We start from the raw sequence: 13227 nt of genomic DNA, 5'->3' as shown, positions 1-13227 counted from the left end.
GAGGATTCCTATTGTCGAATTGCGGTGACGGCGAGTGAGTCCCGCATCGGTGCAAGCTCTTCGCTGTCGGGGAAGTGTCGTCCGTACTCGGCGAACATCTCTGTCCTGTCGCGGGCCGTCACCCGCCACCCGTGTTCGCTGAGGTAGTCCACGACGGGGTTGCGCTCACCCGGATAGAACAGGTCAGCGAGGTTCATGTCGAACCCGTGCTTCTGCCATCGTTGACGAAACGCCTCTGCGCGCCGGCCCATGCTCGCACCCGCGTCGGGGTGGTACTCGGTGGCCAGCCTGCTGCCCGGCGCCGACAGCTTGGCGATGTCGTCGAAGAGCCGGTCCTGGGCCTCGGGCGGAAGGTAGACCAACAGCCCTTCTGCCGACCACGCCGTCGGCTTGGTGTCGTCAAACCCGTTGCGGCGCAATGCGGCAGGCCAATCGTCGCGTAGGTCGATGCTGACGGCGCGGCGCTGCGCCGTCGGCTCGGCTCCGATCGACGCCATCGTCGCGTTCTTGAACTCGATCACCTTGGGCTGGTCGATTTCGTAGACGACCGTGCCCGCGGGCCATCCCAACCGGTATGCGCGAGCATCTAGGCCGGAGGCCAGGATCACCGCCTGCGTGATGCCGTCTCCAGTCGCCGCGATGAAGAAGTCGTCGAAGAAACGGGTGCGCACCGCCATCACGTTGGTGATCAACCAGGTGGCGGCCCCGCCGTCGTCGTCGGACATCTCGATCTCGCCGTCGATCAGACGGGTGAAGAAGTCCAGTCCGACGGCGCGCACCAGCGGCTCGGCGAACGGGTCGTCGATCAGCGCGTCGCGCTCTCGGCTGGCGATCGCCCTTGCCGCGGCGACCATGGTGGCCGTGGCACCGACGCTGGTCGCGATGTCCCAGCTGTCTGCGTCGGCCCTGGTCATGGTTGACCGCTGTGGGTGCCGCTGATGTAGCGCAGGTTGGCGAAGGGCGTTTCGCCCTCCAGCGGCGGGTACCCGTTGGCGATCAGCAGCTCATCGAGACCGGTGCCGTTGACGTCCCAGCCACGCTCGGCCAGGTAGTCGCCGGGCTCGTTGCGGTCGCCGATATAGACGAGGTTGGCCCAGTCGAGGTCGTAGCCGTGTTCGCGCCACCGCTCGGCGGCCGACTGCATCTTCTCCATCGCCTCGTCGACGTCCTTCTGATCGATGGGCGGTGGGCCCTCGGTGGCCAGCCGGCTGCCTGCGGCGCTCAGCTCGGTGACGGTGTCCAGCAGCCGGTCCTGGGCGTCGGGCGGCAGGTAGCCAAGCAGTCCTTCCGCGCTCCACGCCGTCGGCTGGTCGGCGTCGAAGCCCGCTTCCTTCAATGCGGCAGGCCAGTCGAAACGCAGATCGACCGCCACGGCGCGGCGATCGGAGGTGGGCTCTGCGCCGATGTCGGCGAGCGCCCGCGTCTTGAACTCGATCACCTGCGGCTGGTCCACCTCGTACACGACGGTGCCCGCGGGCCACTGCAGCCGGTAAGCGCGGGAATCCAGGCCCGATGCCAGGATCACCACCTGCCGGATCCCCGCGGTCGTCGCTTCGATGAAGAAGTCATCGAAGTACTTCGTCCTGACCGCCATGTTGTCGACCATCCGGTCCATCCCGGCGTTCTGATCGTCGTCGACGGCGAACACGGACGGGTCCAACTCGCCGCTGGCCAGCTTGGTGAATACGTCCACACCGACCGCCCGCACCAGCGGCTCGGCGTACGGGTCGCTGATCAACGCGCCATCGATCCTGGTCACCATCGCGCGGGCGGCCGCCACCATCGTCGCCGTCGCTCCAACGCTCGAGGCCAGATCCCAGCTGTCGTCGTCCGTGCGAGCCATGAAGAACCCCTGTCGATCACTGTCCGTCAAACTTACTTAGCTGATGTAACGAGCTGAAAAAGACTGTACGCCCCGAATCTGAAAAGTCGCCTGACCTCTTCTGCCTTGCCCAGCGGATGCGGGGTAGACCTTCGGCAACTGTTACTCTCGGAGACTGCGTGACTCCGCAGGCTGGGCGCAGGTTTATAGCCTGAGCGCACTTGCACCCAGGCTCAGAAGCGAGCCTGGGCTGACAAGCACCCAGGCTGCCGGGGACTGCGCAACAAGACGTAACCGACGCTGGTAGAGACCAGCCCCATTGGCACGCCGCGATATGAGCCCGGCTGCGCAGGAGGAAGAGTGCTCTCGGCTTTCATCTCATCGCTGCGGACAGCTGACCTGCGACGCAAGATCCTCTTCACCCTCGCGATCCTGATCCTGTACCGGGTCGGCGCGTCGATCCCGTCACCCGGTGTCAACTACCCCAACGTCCAGAAGTGCATCACGCAGCTCAGCGGTGGCGACTCGGCGCAGATCTATTCGCTGATCAACCTGTTCTCCGGCGGCGCTCTCCTGCAGCTGGCGGTGTTCGCGATCGGCATCATGCCCTACATCACCGCGAGCATCATCGTGCAGCTTCTCGGGGTGGTCATTCCGCGCTTCGAAGAGCTCCGCAAAGAAGGGCAAGCGGGTCAGGCCAAACTCACCCAGTACACCCGTTACCTTTCGGTTGCATTGGCACTTCTGCAGGCCACCAGCATCGTGGCGCTCGCCGCCAACGGCGGGCTGCTGCAGGGCTGCACCCTCGACATCATCCAGAGCACGTCGATCTTCTCCCTTGCCGTCATCGTCATCGTGATGACCGCGGGCGCCACGCTGGTGATGTGGATGGGCGAGCTGATCCAGGAGCGCGGCATCGGCAACGGCATGTCGTTGATGATCTTCGCCAGCATCGCCGCCCGCATCCCGTCTGAGGGCAAAAACATCCTCGACAGCCGCGGCCCGGTCGTCTTCACCGCCGTCTGCATCGCGGCCCTGGTGATCATCGTCGGCGTCGTGTTCGTCGAGCAGGGCCAGCGCCGCATTCCGGTGCAGTACGCCAAGCGGATGGTCGGCAGGCGAATGTATGGCGGCACGTCGACGTACCTGCCGCTGAAGGTCAACCAGGCCGGCGTCATCCCGGTGATCTTCGCGTCGTCGCTGATCTACATCCCCCACCTGATCACCCAGCTGATCCAGAGCGGCCAGGCCACACCAGGTAACGGCTGGTGGGACAAGTTCGTCGCGAACTACCTCACCAACCCGGCCAGCCCGTCCTACATCGCGGTCTACTTCGGCCTGATCGTCTTCTTCACGTACTTCTACGTGTCGGTCCAATTCAACGTCGACGAGCGTGCCGATGAGATGAAGAAGTACGGCGGCTTCATCCCCGGAATCCGACCCGGCAAACCGACCGCAGATTATCTACGCTTTGTGCTCAACCGGATCACCCTGCCCGGTTCGATCTATCTGGGTGTCATCGCTGTCCTGCCGAACCTGTTCCTTGAGATCGGCAACACCGGTGGCGTGCAGAACATACCGTTCGGCGGTACAGCTGTACTCATCATGGTCGGCGTCGGGTTGGATACGGTCAAACAGATCGAGAGCCAGCTGATGCAGCGCAACTACGAAGGGTTCCTGAAGTGAGGGTCGTACTGCTCGGACCGCCGGGGGCGGGCAAGGGAACGCAGGCGCAGAAGCTGTCCGAGAAGCTCGGCGTTCCGCAGATCTCGACGGGCGACCTATTCCGCGAGAACATCAGCTCCGGCACGCCGCTGGGCCTTGAGGCCAAGCGCTACCTGGACGCAGGCGACCTGGTGCCCTCAGAGCTGACGAACAAGTTGGTCGAGGACCGCATCGGACAGCCGGACGCCGCCGCCGGGTTCATCCTGGACGGTTACCCGCGTTCGGTGGCCCAAGCCGAGGCGCTCGACGAGATGCTGAAAAGCCACGACACCAAGCTGGACGCGGTGCTGGAGTTCGCGGTCTCCGAGGACGAGCTGTTCACGCGCCTTGCGGCCCGCGGCCGCGCCGACGACACCGAAGAGGTCATCCACAACCGGATGAAGGTGTACGCCGACGAGACGAGGCCGTTGCTCGAGTACTACAGCCACAACAACCTGCAGACCGTTGATGCGGTCGGCGGACTCGACGAGGTCTTCGCCCGCGCGCTCCGCGCACTCGGTCGGTGAACCGACCGTTGAGCTGGGGCAGGTAGCCGATGATCACCCTGCCGGGGATGCGCACCCGCAAGGTGGTCGAGCCGCGCACTCCAGGTGAGCTCGACGCGATGGCCGTCGCCGGTGCGCTCGTCGCCGCCGCATTGCAGGCCGTTCGGACAGCATCAGTGCCAGGGGTGTCCACCCTTGAGCTCGACAAGATCGCCGAATCGGTGATTCGCGATGCCGGTGGCACCCCGTCCTTCCTCGGCTATCACGGCTTCCCGGCCAGCATCTGCTCGTCGGTGAACGATCGAGTTGTGCACGGCATTCCGGCGGCCACCGAAACACTTGCCGCCGGCGACCTGGTATCGATCGACTGCGGCGCGATCGTCGACGGCTGGCACGGCGACTCGGCGATCACATTCGGGGTCGGTGACCTGATCCAGATCGACGAGGCCCTTTCCGAGGCGACCAAGGAGTCGATGGAGGCGGGCATCGCGGCAATGGTGCCGGGCAACCGACTCACCGACGTCTCCCACGCCATCGAGACCGGCACCAGGGCGGCCGAGAAGCGCCATGGCCGCAAATTCGGCATCGTCGCGGGTTACGGGGGCCATGGCATCGGCAGGCGCATGCACATGGATCCGTTCCTGCCCAACGAGGGCCAGCCGGGTCGCGGGCCGTACCTGGTTGCCGGCTCGGTGCTCGCCATCGAACCGATGCTGACGCTCGGCACCTCGAACACGGTGGTGCTGGCCGACGATTGGACCGTGGTCACCGCCGACGGATCCCGCGCCGCTCACTGGGAGCACACCGTTGCTGTGACCGACGCCGGGCCTCGCGTCCTGACCTGCTAAATCCACCCAACTGCCCAGTTGGCCGGGCAGAATTGGCGAATCGGAGTGAACCGGACCGACTCCGTCCTCGTAGTAACGAGGGAGGTGCGAATGGACGATCCGGAGGCCGCCTTGATGCGAGCGCTCTACGAAGAGCACGGCCCCGCCTTATGGCGTTATGCCGTGCGGCTCACCGGTGACCCGGCACGGGCAGAGGATGTTGTGCAAGAAACATTGGTGCGCGCTTGGCAGCACCCAGAGGTAACCGACGGTGAAAGGTCGGCGCGAGCCTGGCTGTTCACCGTCGCCAGAAATATGATTATTGACGAGCGGCGCAGCGCTAGGTTTCGCAGCGAGACCGGAACCCCGGATATCGAAAAGACCTACGATCGCGCCGGCCCGGATGAGGTGGATTCCGCCTTGGACCGAATGCTGTTGACCGGTGCCCTGGCACAATTGTCCCCTGAACACCGCGCGGTGATCAGGCGGTCGTACTACCAGGGCTGGACGACGGCGCAGATCGCCGCCGACCTTGATATTGCCGAAGGCACTGTGAAATCAAGGCTGCATTACGCCGTGCGGGCGTTGCGGCTGACACTGCAGGAAATGGGGGTGACCCGATGACGCAGCCCGCGAACCGCGATGACGATTTGCGCGGTGACGACCCGTACGCAACGTGGGACGCCGCCTACGTCCTTGGCTCCCTGTCGGGAAATGAACGACGCGAGTTCGAGTCGCACCTCGCCACCTGCGCCCGATGCAGCGCGGCCGTCGCCGAATTGAGTGGCATCCCAGCGCTGTTGTCACAACTGACCGCCGAAGAAGTGGAAGCACTCGACGACCCGGCGACCGAAGCGCCGCCGATGCCACCCGAGATGCTCGACACGCTGATGCAGAGGGTCGAGTGGCGACGGCGCCGGACGCGCAGGCGGAGCTTGATCATGCTGTCCGCCGCGGCGGCGGTGATTGCCGTCGCCCTGGTGGTGGCAATCCTGCCCGGCATCCGCGGGCAGGGCGACGACCAGCCGATGGCTTCCTCGGTGACGATGAGCAAGGTCGCCGAAACGCCGATCAACGCCGCCATCACACTGACCGGTTTCGGTTGGGGCACAAGGATCGACATGGTCTGTACGTACGGAGACTATGCGAGCCGCGGCCAGGCGACGACGGAGAACCTGTCGATGGTCTTGGTGGACCACAACGGAACTCAGAGCCAGATCGCGACCTGGGTCGGCGTGAACGGCGCGACCGCATTGCCGAGCGGCAACACGACGATGCAGAAGGACCAGATCAAGTCCGTGCAACTCGTCGACACCGATACGAGAGCGGTGCTATTGCAATCAGATTTGTGAGTCGGGTCACGGATTGAACCGTGGTTACTCACGAGTCGTGTCACTTGCAGGTGGAAAGCAGGTGACTGAATGGCAAGAACGCATCGGGTTGTCGACCACATCGTCGGCTATCTGGCGGCGAGCGGCGTCGAATACATCTTCGGCGTCGACGGCGCGAACATCGAGGATCTCTACGATGCCGCGCACTTCAACGATGACATCACCGCCGTGCTGGCCAAGCACGAGTTCTCCGCCGCGACGATGGCCGACGGGCTCAGCCGCAGTGGCGCCGGTCTCGGCGTGGTGGCCGCCACCTCGGGCGGCGGTTGCCTCAATACCGTTGCCGGCCTTGGTGAGGCGCTGGCCAGCCGGGTCCCGGTATTGGCACTGATCGGCCAACCCCCGACGACCCTTGACGGCCGTGGCGCCTTCCAGGACACCAGCGGGCGAAACGGTTCGCTGAACGGCGAGGCGCTGTTCTCCGCGGTGTCGGTGTTCTGCCGACGGATTCTGACGCCCGCGGACATCACCACCGCGTTGCCCGAAGCCATCGCGGCAGCCAACCGGGGTGGTCCCGCGGTGCTGCTGCTTCCGAAAGACATCCAGCAAGCCAGCCTGGACGTCAACGGTGCGGTGACCGGCCATCCGGCCGGATTGGCGATCGGGGCTGCACTCGGCGACCCGCAAGCCATCGCGCAGGCGCTGCGGCACGCCGACGGCCCGATCACGATCATCGCAGGGGAGCAGGTGGCACGCGACGACGCGCGCGCCGAACTCGCCCAGCTGCGTTCGATGCTGCGGGCCCGCGTCGCCACCGTCCCCGATGCCAAGGATGTTGCGGGCACACCGGGGCTCGGATCGTCGTCAGCGCTCGGAGTGACCGGCGTGATGGGACATCCCGGAGTCGCCAAGGCGATCGCCGACAGCGCGCTGTGCCTGCTGGTCGGCACCCAGCTGAGCGTGACCGCGCGCGCGGGACTGGACGACGTGCTGGCGTCGGTGCCGACGTACTCGATCGGGTCGGCCGCGCCGTTCGTGCCGTGCACGCACGTCCAAACCGGAAATCTCCGCGGGTCGCTGAGACTGCTCACCCAGGCATTGAACGGCAATGGCAGGCCGACGGGTCTGCGCGTGCCGGACGTGGTGGAACGGGCCGACCTGCAACCGCCGTCACACGATGGCGATGGCGTGCGGTACCGCGAGGCGATGGCTGTGCTGGACGCCGCGCTGCCTGACGGCCTCGATATCGTCGTCGACGCAGGAAACATCGGCGCGTCTGCGATCCATTACCTGCCTGCCCGTCGGGACGGCCGATTCATCGTGGCGCTCGGCATGGGCGGCATGGGATACAGCTTCGGCGCCGCGCTGGGCATGGCGTTCGGGCGGCGACGCCGGACCGTCGTCATTGCCGGCGACGGCTCGTTCTTCATGCACGGCATGGAGATTCACACCGCGCTGCAGTACGGCCTGCCCGTGACCTTCCTGCTTTTCGACAACCATGCGCACGCGATGTGTGTGACGCGAGAGCAGCTGTTCTACAGCGACCTCTACAGCTACAACCGCTTCGGCCCGAGCCGGCTCGGTGCGGGCCTGGCGGCCATGTTCCCCGGTCTGTCGTCGGTCGACGTCGACACGATCGACGATCTGCCCGCGGCGTTGCAGGCCGCGCTCGACATCGACGGGCCGTCGGTCGTCGCGGTGCAGTGCTCGGCAGACGAAATCCCGCCATTCGCAGCCTTTCTCGGCAAGACAGCCGTGAAAAATCCCGTTATCGCAGAGGAGATCAGTTCCCATGTCGTTGCCCGCGCTTGATGACATCACCGCCCATCGAGGCACTGTCGAACCGATCGACGGTGTTGTTCGCGTCGAGACGTCGCCGAGGGAGAAGGCCACACCGATCATCATGGAGATGATGCGGTCGGTCTATCCGCACGACGAAGTGTTCGGAACATATTGCACCGTAAACGATTACATCGATTGTCCACCCGACGAGTTGTTCGACTACATGGCCGACACCCGTTCCCTCGAGGAGTGGACGTACAGCCTGCGGGGATTCTCCCCGACAGAGGAGCAGGGTCTCTGGGTTGCCTACGACAAGCTCGGCGGGGACAAAGGCAGCCCGATCTTCACCCGCACGGTGGCCAACAAAGAGGCCCGCACGGTCGACTACCACTGCGCCTGGGACCAGGGCAAGCATCTGTGGATGATCTACCTGATGCGCATCGTTGACGCGCAGGTGGTATTCGACAAGCCCGGTTCTGTCGTGCTGTGGACCAACTGCCACCACCCGTTCTACGACGAAAATCCCTATCCGGAGACCGCACCCCCTGGGCGTCCGGTGTGGGTCGGGGATTTCTGGGACATGTTCGGACCCGGTCATCTGCTGGAGATGAAGAACCTCAAGGCAATCGTCGAATACCGACGCCGCAACGGCTTGCCGGTCACCCCGGCCTGGATGAAGTGAGGACGAAATGACTGTCAGCCTGCTCGATATTTCGACGTATCTGCCCGGGGAACCGGTCCCGGCCGCCTATTACGCCGGTTTCGCGGAGTCCGATGACCTGCGCGACAACGTGATGTTCAAAGCGCCGAGGTTTCGCCATCACGTGGGCGAGGACGAAACGGCGATCGACATGGTGGAAAGGGCCGCTGCGGGCATCGTCGAACGCCACGGCCAGGACACCATCGAGAACGTCGACATCCTGATCACCCATGTCCAGTTGCCGGACGTTCCGTTCTACGGCGGCGGCGGCGGGATGGCGCATCGCCTTGGCATGAAGCCCAATTGGGTGCTCGATTTGCACAATGGCGGGTGTGCCGCCTTCGTCCTTGGAATGAAGTTGGCCCAGAACCTGATCGAGTCGGGGCAGGGAGAGACGGCGCTGATCGCCGTCGCCCAGAACGCTGCGGGCACCATCTTCGACCAGAAGACGATCCGGACCAAGGCACAGGCATCGGTGCCAGGCGACGGCGCCGCCGTGGGTCTGGTTGCCCGCTCGGATAAATCGCCGATCCTCGACATCGAATGCCGCACCTACGGCGAATTCGCCGGTGACATGGCGATTTCCATGCAGCCGGCGCGCAAGTGGTGGCAGCCGGGCCCCGGCGAAGGATCCATCGGGTTCACCGAGAGCAAGATCACCAAGGTGCTGGCACGCGGTAACCGCCAGGTGCCCGAGGTGTCCTACGCGGTCTGCGACCGAATCGGCATCAAGCCAAAGGATCTCGACCTTTTGGTCACCAACCAGCCGAACAGGGCCTTCCTGCGGAACTGGCGCGAGGCGCTGGAGCTGCCCCGAGAGCGGCATCGCGACACCTTCGAGCAGTGCGGCAACCTGTTCGCCGCAGGCATCCCGGTCAATCTCGAGCGGGCCATCTCCGACGGTCAGCTCAAGAAGGGCGATGTCGCGCTGATGGCTGCCTTCGCGCACGCGGGCGACTTCGCAGGCGCCGCCGCGATCAAGTGGGGCGGTCGGGACTGATGAGCACACCGAGGAGGGAGCTCACCGAGGCGGTCTCCACACTGCCGAGCGCGGTGAACCCGTTCGCGTTGTCGCTCAACGAGAATCCGTTTCCGCCGTTGCCGGGAGTGCGGTCGGCGCTGATCGAGTCCGTCGACGTGGCGAACCGGTATCCGGAGTTCCTGCCTGAGCGGCTGCGTGCGTTGATCGCAGGCCATGTCGGTGTCGGCGAGGGACAGGTGGTGATCGGTGCCGGTGCAACCGGGGTGATCATGCAGGTGCTGAGCGCGGTGACCAGCCCGGGCGACCGCATCGTGATGACGTATCCGACGTTCGACGGGTATCCGATCTTCGCCCAGATGGCCCGGCTGTTTTCGGTCACCGTGCCACTGGACGAGCACGGCCACCATGATCTGGACGCCATGGCCGAGGCGGCAACCAACGCACGGGTCGTGGTGGTGTGCCGTCCACACAACCCGACCGGCACCGTGGAACCCGCCGCCGACATCGAACTGTTCCTGCAGCGAGTGCCGTCGGACACCGTCGTGCTGCTGGACGAGGCCTATGTCGAGTTTCTTGCCCCCGAACACCGCATCGATGCCCTCTCGTTGATCGAGCGGTTCCCTAATGTGGTTGTGCTGCGTACCTTTTCGAAGGCCTACGGGCTGGCCGGACTGCGGATCGGATACGGCTTCTGCGCACCCGATCTGGCCGCAAGGCTGTGGACGATGCAGCTGCCGTTCGGTATCGGCATCACCGGGCTGGTGGCGGTCGCCGCCTCCTATGATGCGGAATGCCAGCTGCAGCAACGGATCGCGATGATCGCTTCGGAACGGCGCTATCTGCGGATGCGGCTGCACTCGATGGGTGTGTACAGCACCGATGGCCATGCCAACTTCGTCTATCTGCCCGCCGGCAGGCGGCCGTGGAGACAGTTCTTCGAGAACACGGGTCTGCAGATCCGTTACTACGGCGACGGCAGCGTGCGGATCACCGTGGGTAACCGTCAGTCCACCAAAGCGGTGCTCAACGCGCTGGAACCATTCGCGTCGCGCTGAAAGCCCGTCGTTGCGCGTGCGGGCTGCGGTATGAAGAGGCGTGGCCTCCCAACCGCCCGCGAACCCGCATAAGCGAGATCCCATCGAGCTCGCGCGCGCCAACTGGGTGCGCGCGGGGTGGGGTGACGTCTCGAATGGGATGGTTGCGGTCACGTCGGTGATGCGGGCGCACCAGATTCTGCTTGCCCGCGTCGAAAACGCGCTACGTCCCTACGACCTGAGCTTCGCGCGCTACGAACTGCTGCGGTTGCTGGCGTTCAGTCGAAACGGCGCGCTGCCGATCACCAAGGCGTCCGACCGGTTGCAGGTGCACGTCACAAGCGTGACCCACGCGATCCGCCGGCTGGAGGCGCACGGTCTGGTGACCCGGCTGCCCCATCCGACCGACGGCCGCACCACGCTGGTGCAGATCACCGACCTCGGCCGCTCGACGGTCGAGGACGCCACCGTGACGCTCAACGAGGATGTCTTCGCCGACGTCGGTGTCTCCGACGAGGAATCGCGCGCGTTGGCCGCCGCAATCGAGACGTTGCGGCGCAACGCGGGCGACTTCTAGCGCGAGCAGACGCAAAAGTCCCCGAAATTCCGCGAATTAGGGGACTTTTGCGTCTGCTCGCGGGGGAGAGGGCAGCGGGATGGTCGCCGTGACCGCGGTGCCCGCGCCAGGTCGCGAGCGGATGTTCAGTCGGCCGCCGACGATCTCGGCCCGCTCGGCCATCGAAAGCAGGCCGTAGCCACCCATCTCGTCGCTGCCCAACGGATGCTCGAACGTGTCGAAACCCACCCCGTCGTCGACGATTTCGAGGCGTGCCGTTTCCTGGTCGACCGCGAACGTCAGCCGCGCCTGCGACGCGCCCGCATGCTTGACGACGTTCTGCAGGCACTCCTGCGCGATGCGGTACAACGCGATTTCGATATGGTCCGGCAGCCGCGTTTCGGTGACTTCGACCTGAACGTCGATTTGCGGGATCGAGCGCGCCAGGCTGGCCAGCCCACCGGCCAGCCCGAGGTCGTCGAGCACCGGAGGCCGAAGCCCACCGATCGCCGCGCGTGCCTCCTGAAGCGTCAGGTCGACCAGTTCCCTTGCCATGGCCAGCTGTTCGGCCATGGTGGCCGGATCGGTTTCGGCGGCGCGGGTCGCCGCGTCGAGCCGATAGGACAACGTGATCAACCGCTGGGAGATGCCGTCGTGGATGTCGCCAGCCAGCCGGCGGCGCTCGAGTTCCTGGGCCTCGATGACCTGCTCGACGAAGTTCTCGTGTGCGCGTTCGCGCACCACCAACTGGCGGTGCAGCCGCGCCTGGTGCAGGGCGCCCGCGATGAGCTGACCGATCACCAGGAGCAGCTCCACGTCGCCCGGCGTGAACTCGCGCCGCGCGACGGTGTGCACGTTGAGCACCCCGACGAGACCGCCGGGGTCGGTCTCCATCGGCACCGACACCATCGACGTGAAGTCGGATCCGCGGAGGGACTCGAACGGCAGGTATCGAGGGTCGGACTCCTTGTCGTGGGTGATGACGACGGGCTCGCGGTGACTGGCCACCCAACCCGAGACGCCGGAACCAAGCGGCAGCCGGATCTTGCCGACCTCGGAATCGAACGGCGGTGTCGCGCCCGCCAGCGTCAGCGAGCGGTCGCTGTCGTCGAGGACGTGCACGAAACAGACGTCGGTGGCGGTGGCCGCGGTGATCATCCTGGCGGCCGCGGCGGCGAGCGGTTCGACGCCGGGGCCGCTGGACGCGGCCTGGATCAACTCGCGCAGCAGCGCGAGCTCGCGATCGGCGTCGACGAGGTCGCGAACGGCGTTGGGGCGCAGGGGGCCTCCTCCGACTGGACTCACTGGTAGATGCCTTCCCGCAACGCGGTCGCGACCGCACCGGTCCGGTCGCTGACGCCGAGCTTGCGGTAGATCGACCGCAGGTGTGTCTTGACCGTCTCGTCGCCGATCACCAGCTTGCTGGCGATGCCGCGGTTGGACAGGCCGTTGACGACGTAGGACAGGATTTCGCTCTCTCGCTGGGTGAGGCCCTGACGGGCGCCCGGCCAGAACTCGTCGCGCTGCATCCTTGCCGCGGTATCGGCCGCCCTGGCCGCCATGCTCGGATCGATCGCCGTGGCGCCGCCGTGCACGAACTCCAGCTGGCGCACCAGCTCATCGCTGCTGATGCTCTTCAACAGATAGCCGGACGCTCCGACACGCAGGGCCTGAAAGAGGTACTGCTCATCGTCGTAGACCGACAGCATGACGACCTTGCGGTCCGGTCGCCGCTGGCGAAGCGACTGGCACAGGTCGAGGCCGCTGGAACCCTGCATGCGCACATCGGTGAGCACGACGTCGGGATCGAGGTCGTCGACCACGCTGAGCGCCCGCTCAGCACCCACGGCCTGGCCGACCACGGTCACCCGGTCGGAGAAGGCAGCGATCATCGCCTTGAGACCCTCGATGACCATCTCGTGATCGTCCACAAGGACGATTCGCACTGGTCGGGAGGCGAGCGGGCTGTCGGACGCCATGGCA

The 13227-nt window shown here is 65.5% G+C and carries 14 protein-coding genes; 10 read left to right on the top strand and 4 right to left on the bottom strand.

Features of this window, described 5'->3' with window-relative positions:
* Positions 1 to 8 precede the first annotated feature (8 nt).
* Together D6M19_RS19555 and D6M19_RS19550 are read right to left on the bottom strand one after the other, a co-directional pair.
* Positions 9 to 914 (bottom strand): class I SAM-dependent methyltransferase, encoded by a 906-nt coding sequence (locus tag D6M19_RS19555; RefSeq protein ID WP_123026915.1) that lies wholly within the window; start codon positions 912 to 914, stop codon positions 9 to 11.
* Complete coding sequence (locus D6M19_RS19550) at positions 911 to 1843, bottom strand: class I SAM-dependent methyltransferase (RefSeq protein ID WP_123026914.1); 933 nt, start codon at positions 1841 to 1843, stop codon at positions 911 to 913. The genes D6M19_RS19555 and D6M19_RS19550 overlap by 4 nt, the downstream gene beginning before the upstream one ends.
* A 339-nt stretch (positions 1844 to 2182) precedes the next feature.
* Here D6M19_RS19550 and secY point away from each other — a divergent pair, with 339 nt between their 5' ends.
* From secY to D6M19_RS19500, 10 genes are all read left to right on the top strand, one after another.
* Positions 2183 to 3508, top strand: a complete 1326-nt coding sequence (secY, locus tag D6M19_RS19545; RefSeq protein ID WP_123026913.1) for a preprotein translocase subunit SecY — start codon at positions 2183 to 2185, stop codon at positions 3506 to 3508.
* Positions 3505 to 4053 carry an adenylate kinase gene (locus D6M19_RS19540; protein ID WP_123026912.1) on the top strand — a complete coding sequence of 183 codons (549 nt, stop codon included), beginning with the start codon at positions 3505 to 3507 and terminating at the stop codon, positions 4051 to 4053. Before secY ends, D6M19_RS19540 begins: the two co-directional genes overlap by 4 nt.
* A 29-nt stretch (positions 4054 to 4082) precedes the next feature.
* On the top strand, positions 4083 to 4880 hold the full coding sequence (gene map, locus D6M19_RS19535; protein ID WP_123026911.1) for a type I methionyl aminopeptidase: 798 nt from the start codon (positions 4083 to 4085) through the stop codon (positions 4878 to 4880).
* A 90-nt stretch (positions 4881 to 4970) separates the two neighbouring features.
* Positions 4971 to 5483 (top strand): sigma-70 family RNA polymerase sigma factor, encoded by a 513-nt coding sequence (locus tag D6M19_RS19530; protein WP_123026994.1) that lies wholly within the window; start codon positions 4971 to 4973, stop codon positions 5481 to 5483.
* Positions 5480 to 6211: an anti-sigma factor family protein gene (locus D6M19_RS19525; RefSeq protein WP_123026910.1), complete on the top strand. Its 732-nt coding sequence runs from the start codon at positions 5480 to 5482 to the stop codon at positions 6209 to 6211. Before D6M19_RS19530 ends, D6M19_RS19525 begins: the two co-directional genes overlap by 4 nt.
* Positions 6212 to 6280: 69 nt before the next feature.
* Positions 6281 to 8002: a thiamine pyrophosphate-binding protein gene (locus tag D6M19_RS19520; RefSeq protein ID WP_123026909.1), complete on the top strand. Its 1722-nt coding sequence runs from the start codon at positions 6281 to 6283 to the stop codon at positions 8000 to 8002.
* The gene (locus D6M19_RS19515; protein WP_123026908.1) at positions 7983 to 8654 is read left to right on the top strand and encodes an SRPBCC family protein; all 672 of its coding nucleotides are present in this window, start codon (positions 7983 to 7985) and stop codon (positions 8652 to 8654) included. The genes D6M19_RS19520 and D6M19_RS19515 overlap by 20 nt, the downstream gene beginning before the upstream one ends.
* Positions 8655 to 8661: 7 nt before the next feature.
* A complete protein-coding gene (locus tag D6M19_RS19510; RefSeq protein WP_123026907.1) occupies positions 8662 to 9672 on the top strand; it encodes a 3-oxoacyl-ACP synthase III family protein in 1011 nt (336 codons plus the stop codon).
* Positions 9672 to 10709 (top strand): pyridoxal phosphate-dependent aminotransferase, encoded by a 1038-nt coding sequence (locus tag D6M19_RS19505; RefSeq protein ID WP_123026993.1) that lies wholly within the window; start codon positions 9672 to 9674, stop codon positions 10707 to 10709. The genes D6M19_RS19510 and D6M19_RS19505 overlap by 1 nt, the downstream gene beginning before the upstream one ends.
* A gap of 40 nt (positions 10710 to 10749) precedes the next feature.
* On the top strand, positions 10750 to 11265 hold the full coding sequence (locus tag D6M19_RS19500; protein ID WP_123026906.1) for a MarR family winged helix-turn-helix transcriptional regulator: 516 nt from the start codon (positions 10750 to 10752) through the stop codon (positions 11263 to 11265).
* 36 nt (positions 11266 to 11301) lie between these two features.
* Here D6M19_RS19500 and D6M19_RS19495 read toward each other — a convergent pair whose 3' ends face one another.
* Together D6M19_RS19495 and D6M19_RS19490 are read right to left on the bottom strand one after the other, a co-directional pair.
* Positions 11302 to 12549, bottom strand: a complete 1248-nt coding sequence (locus D6M19_RS19495; protein ID WP_234834944.1) for a GAF domain-containing sensor histidine kinase — start codon at positions 12547 to 12549, stop codon at positions 11302 to 11304.
* Positions 12546 to 13223: a response regulator gene (locus tag D6M19_RS19490; protein ID WP_123026905.1), complete on the bottom strand. Its 678-nt coding sequence runs from the start codon at positions 13221 to 13223 to the stop codon at positions 12546 to 12548. The genes D6M19_RS19495 and D6M19_RS19490 overlap by 4 nt, the downstream gene beginning before the upstream one ends.
* Between the last annotated feature and the right edge of the window lie 4 nt (positions 13224 to 13227).

It is taken from the genome of Mycolicibacterium stellerae, assembly GCF_003719305.1.
GTDB lineage: Bacteria > Actinomycetota > Actinomycetes > Mycobacteriales > Mycobacteriaceae > Mycobacterium > Mycobacterium stellerae.
Note: the sequence above shows the minus strand (reverse complement) of the source record. Positions and strands in the feature narration are given on the sequence as shown.

Excerpts from the sequence above, each read along its gene's own strand:
- D6M19_RS19555 (WP_123026915.1), bottom strand. The coding sequence starts at position 914 with ATGACCAGGGCCGACGCAGACAGCTGGGACATCGCGACCAGCGTCGGT.
- D6M19_RS19550 (WP_123026914.1), bottom strand. The coding sequence starts at position 1,843 with ATGGCTCGCACGGACGACGACAGCTGGGATCTGGCCTCGAGCGTTGGA.
- map (WP_123026911.1), top strand. The coding sequence starts at position 4,083 with ATGATCACCCTGCCGGGGATGCGCACCCGCAAGGTGGTCGAGCCGCGC.
- D6M19_RS19530 (WP_123026994.1), top strand. The coding sequence starts at position 4,971 with ATGGACGATCCGGAGGCCGCCTTGATGCGAGCGCTCTACGAAGAGCAC.
- D6M19_RS19525 (WP_123026910.1), top strand. The coding sequence starts at position 5,480 with ATGACGCAGCCCGCGAACCGCGATGACGATTTGCGCGGTGACGACCCG.
- D6M19_RS19520 (WP_123026909.1), top strand. The coding sequence starts at position 6,281 with ATGGCAAGAACGCATCGGGTTGTCGACCACATCGTCGGCTATCTGGCG.
- D6M19_RS19515 (WP_123026908.1), top strand. The coding sequence starts at position 7,983 with ATGTCGTTGCCCGCGCTTGATGACATCACCGCCCATCGAGGCACTGTC.
- D6M19_RS19510 (WP_123026907.1), top strand. The coding sequence starts at position 8,662 with ATGACTGTCAGCCTGCTCGATATTTCGACGTATCTGCCCGGGGAACCG.
- D6M19_RS19505 (WP_123026993.1), top strand. The coding sequence starts at position 9,672 with ATGAGCACACCGAGGAGGGAGCTCACCGAGGCGGTCTCCACACTGCCG.
- D6M19_RS19490 (WP_123026905.1), bottom strand. The coding sequence starts at position 13,223 with ATGGCGTCCGACAGCCCGCTCGCCTCCCGACCAGTGCGAATCGTCCTT.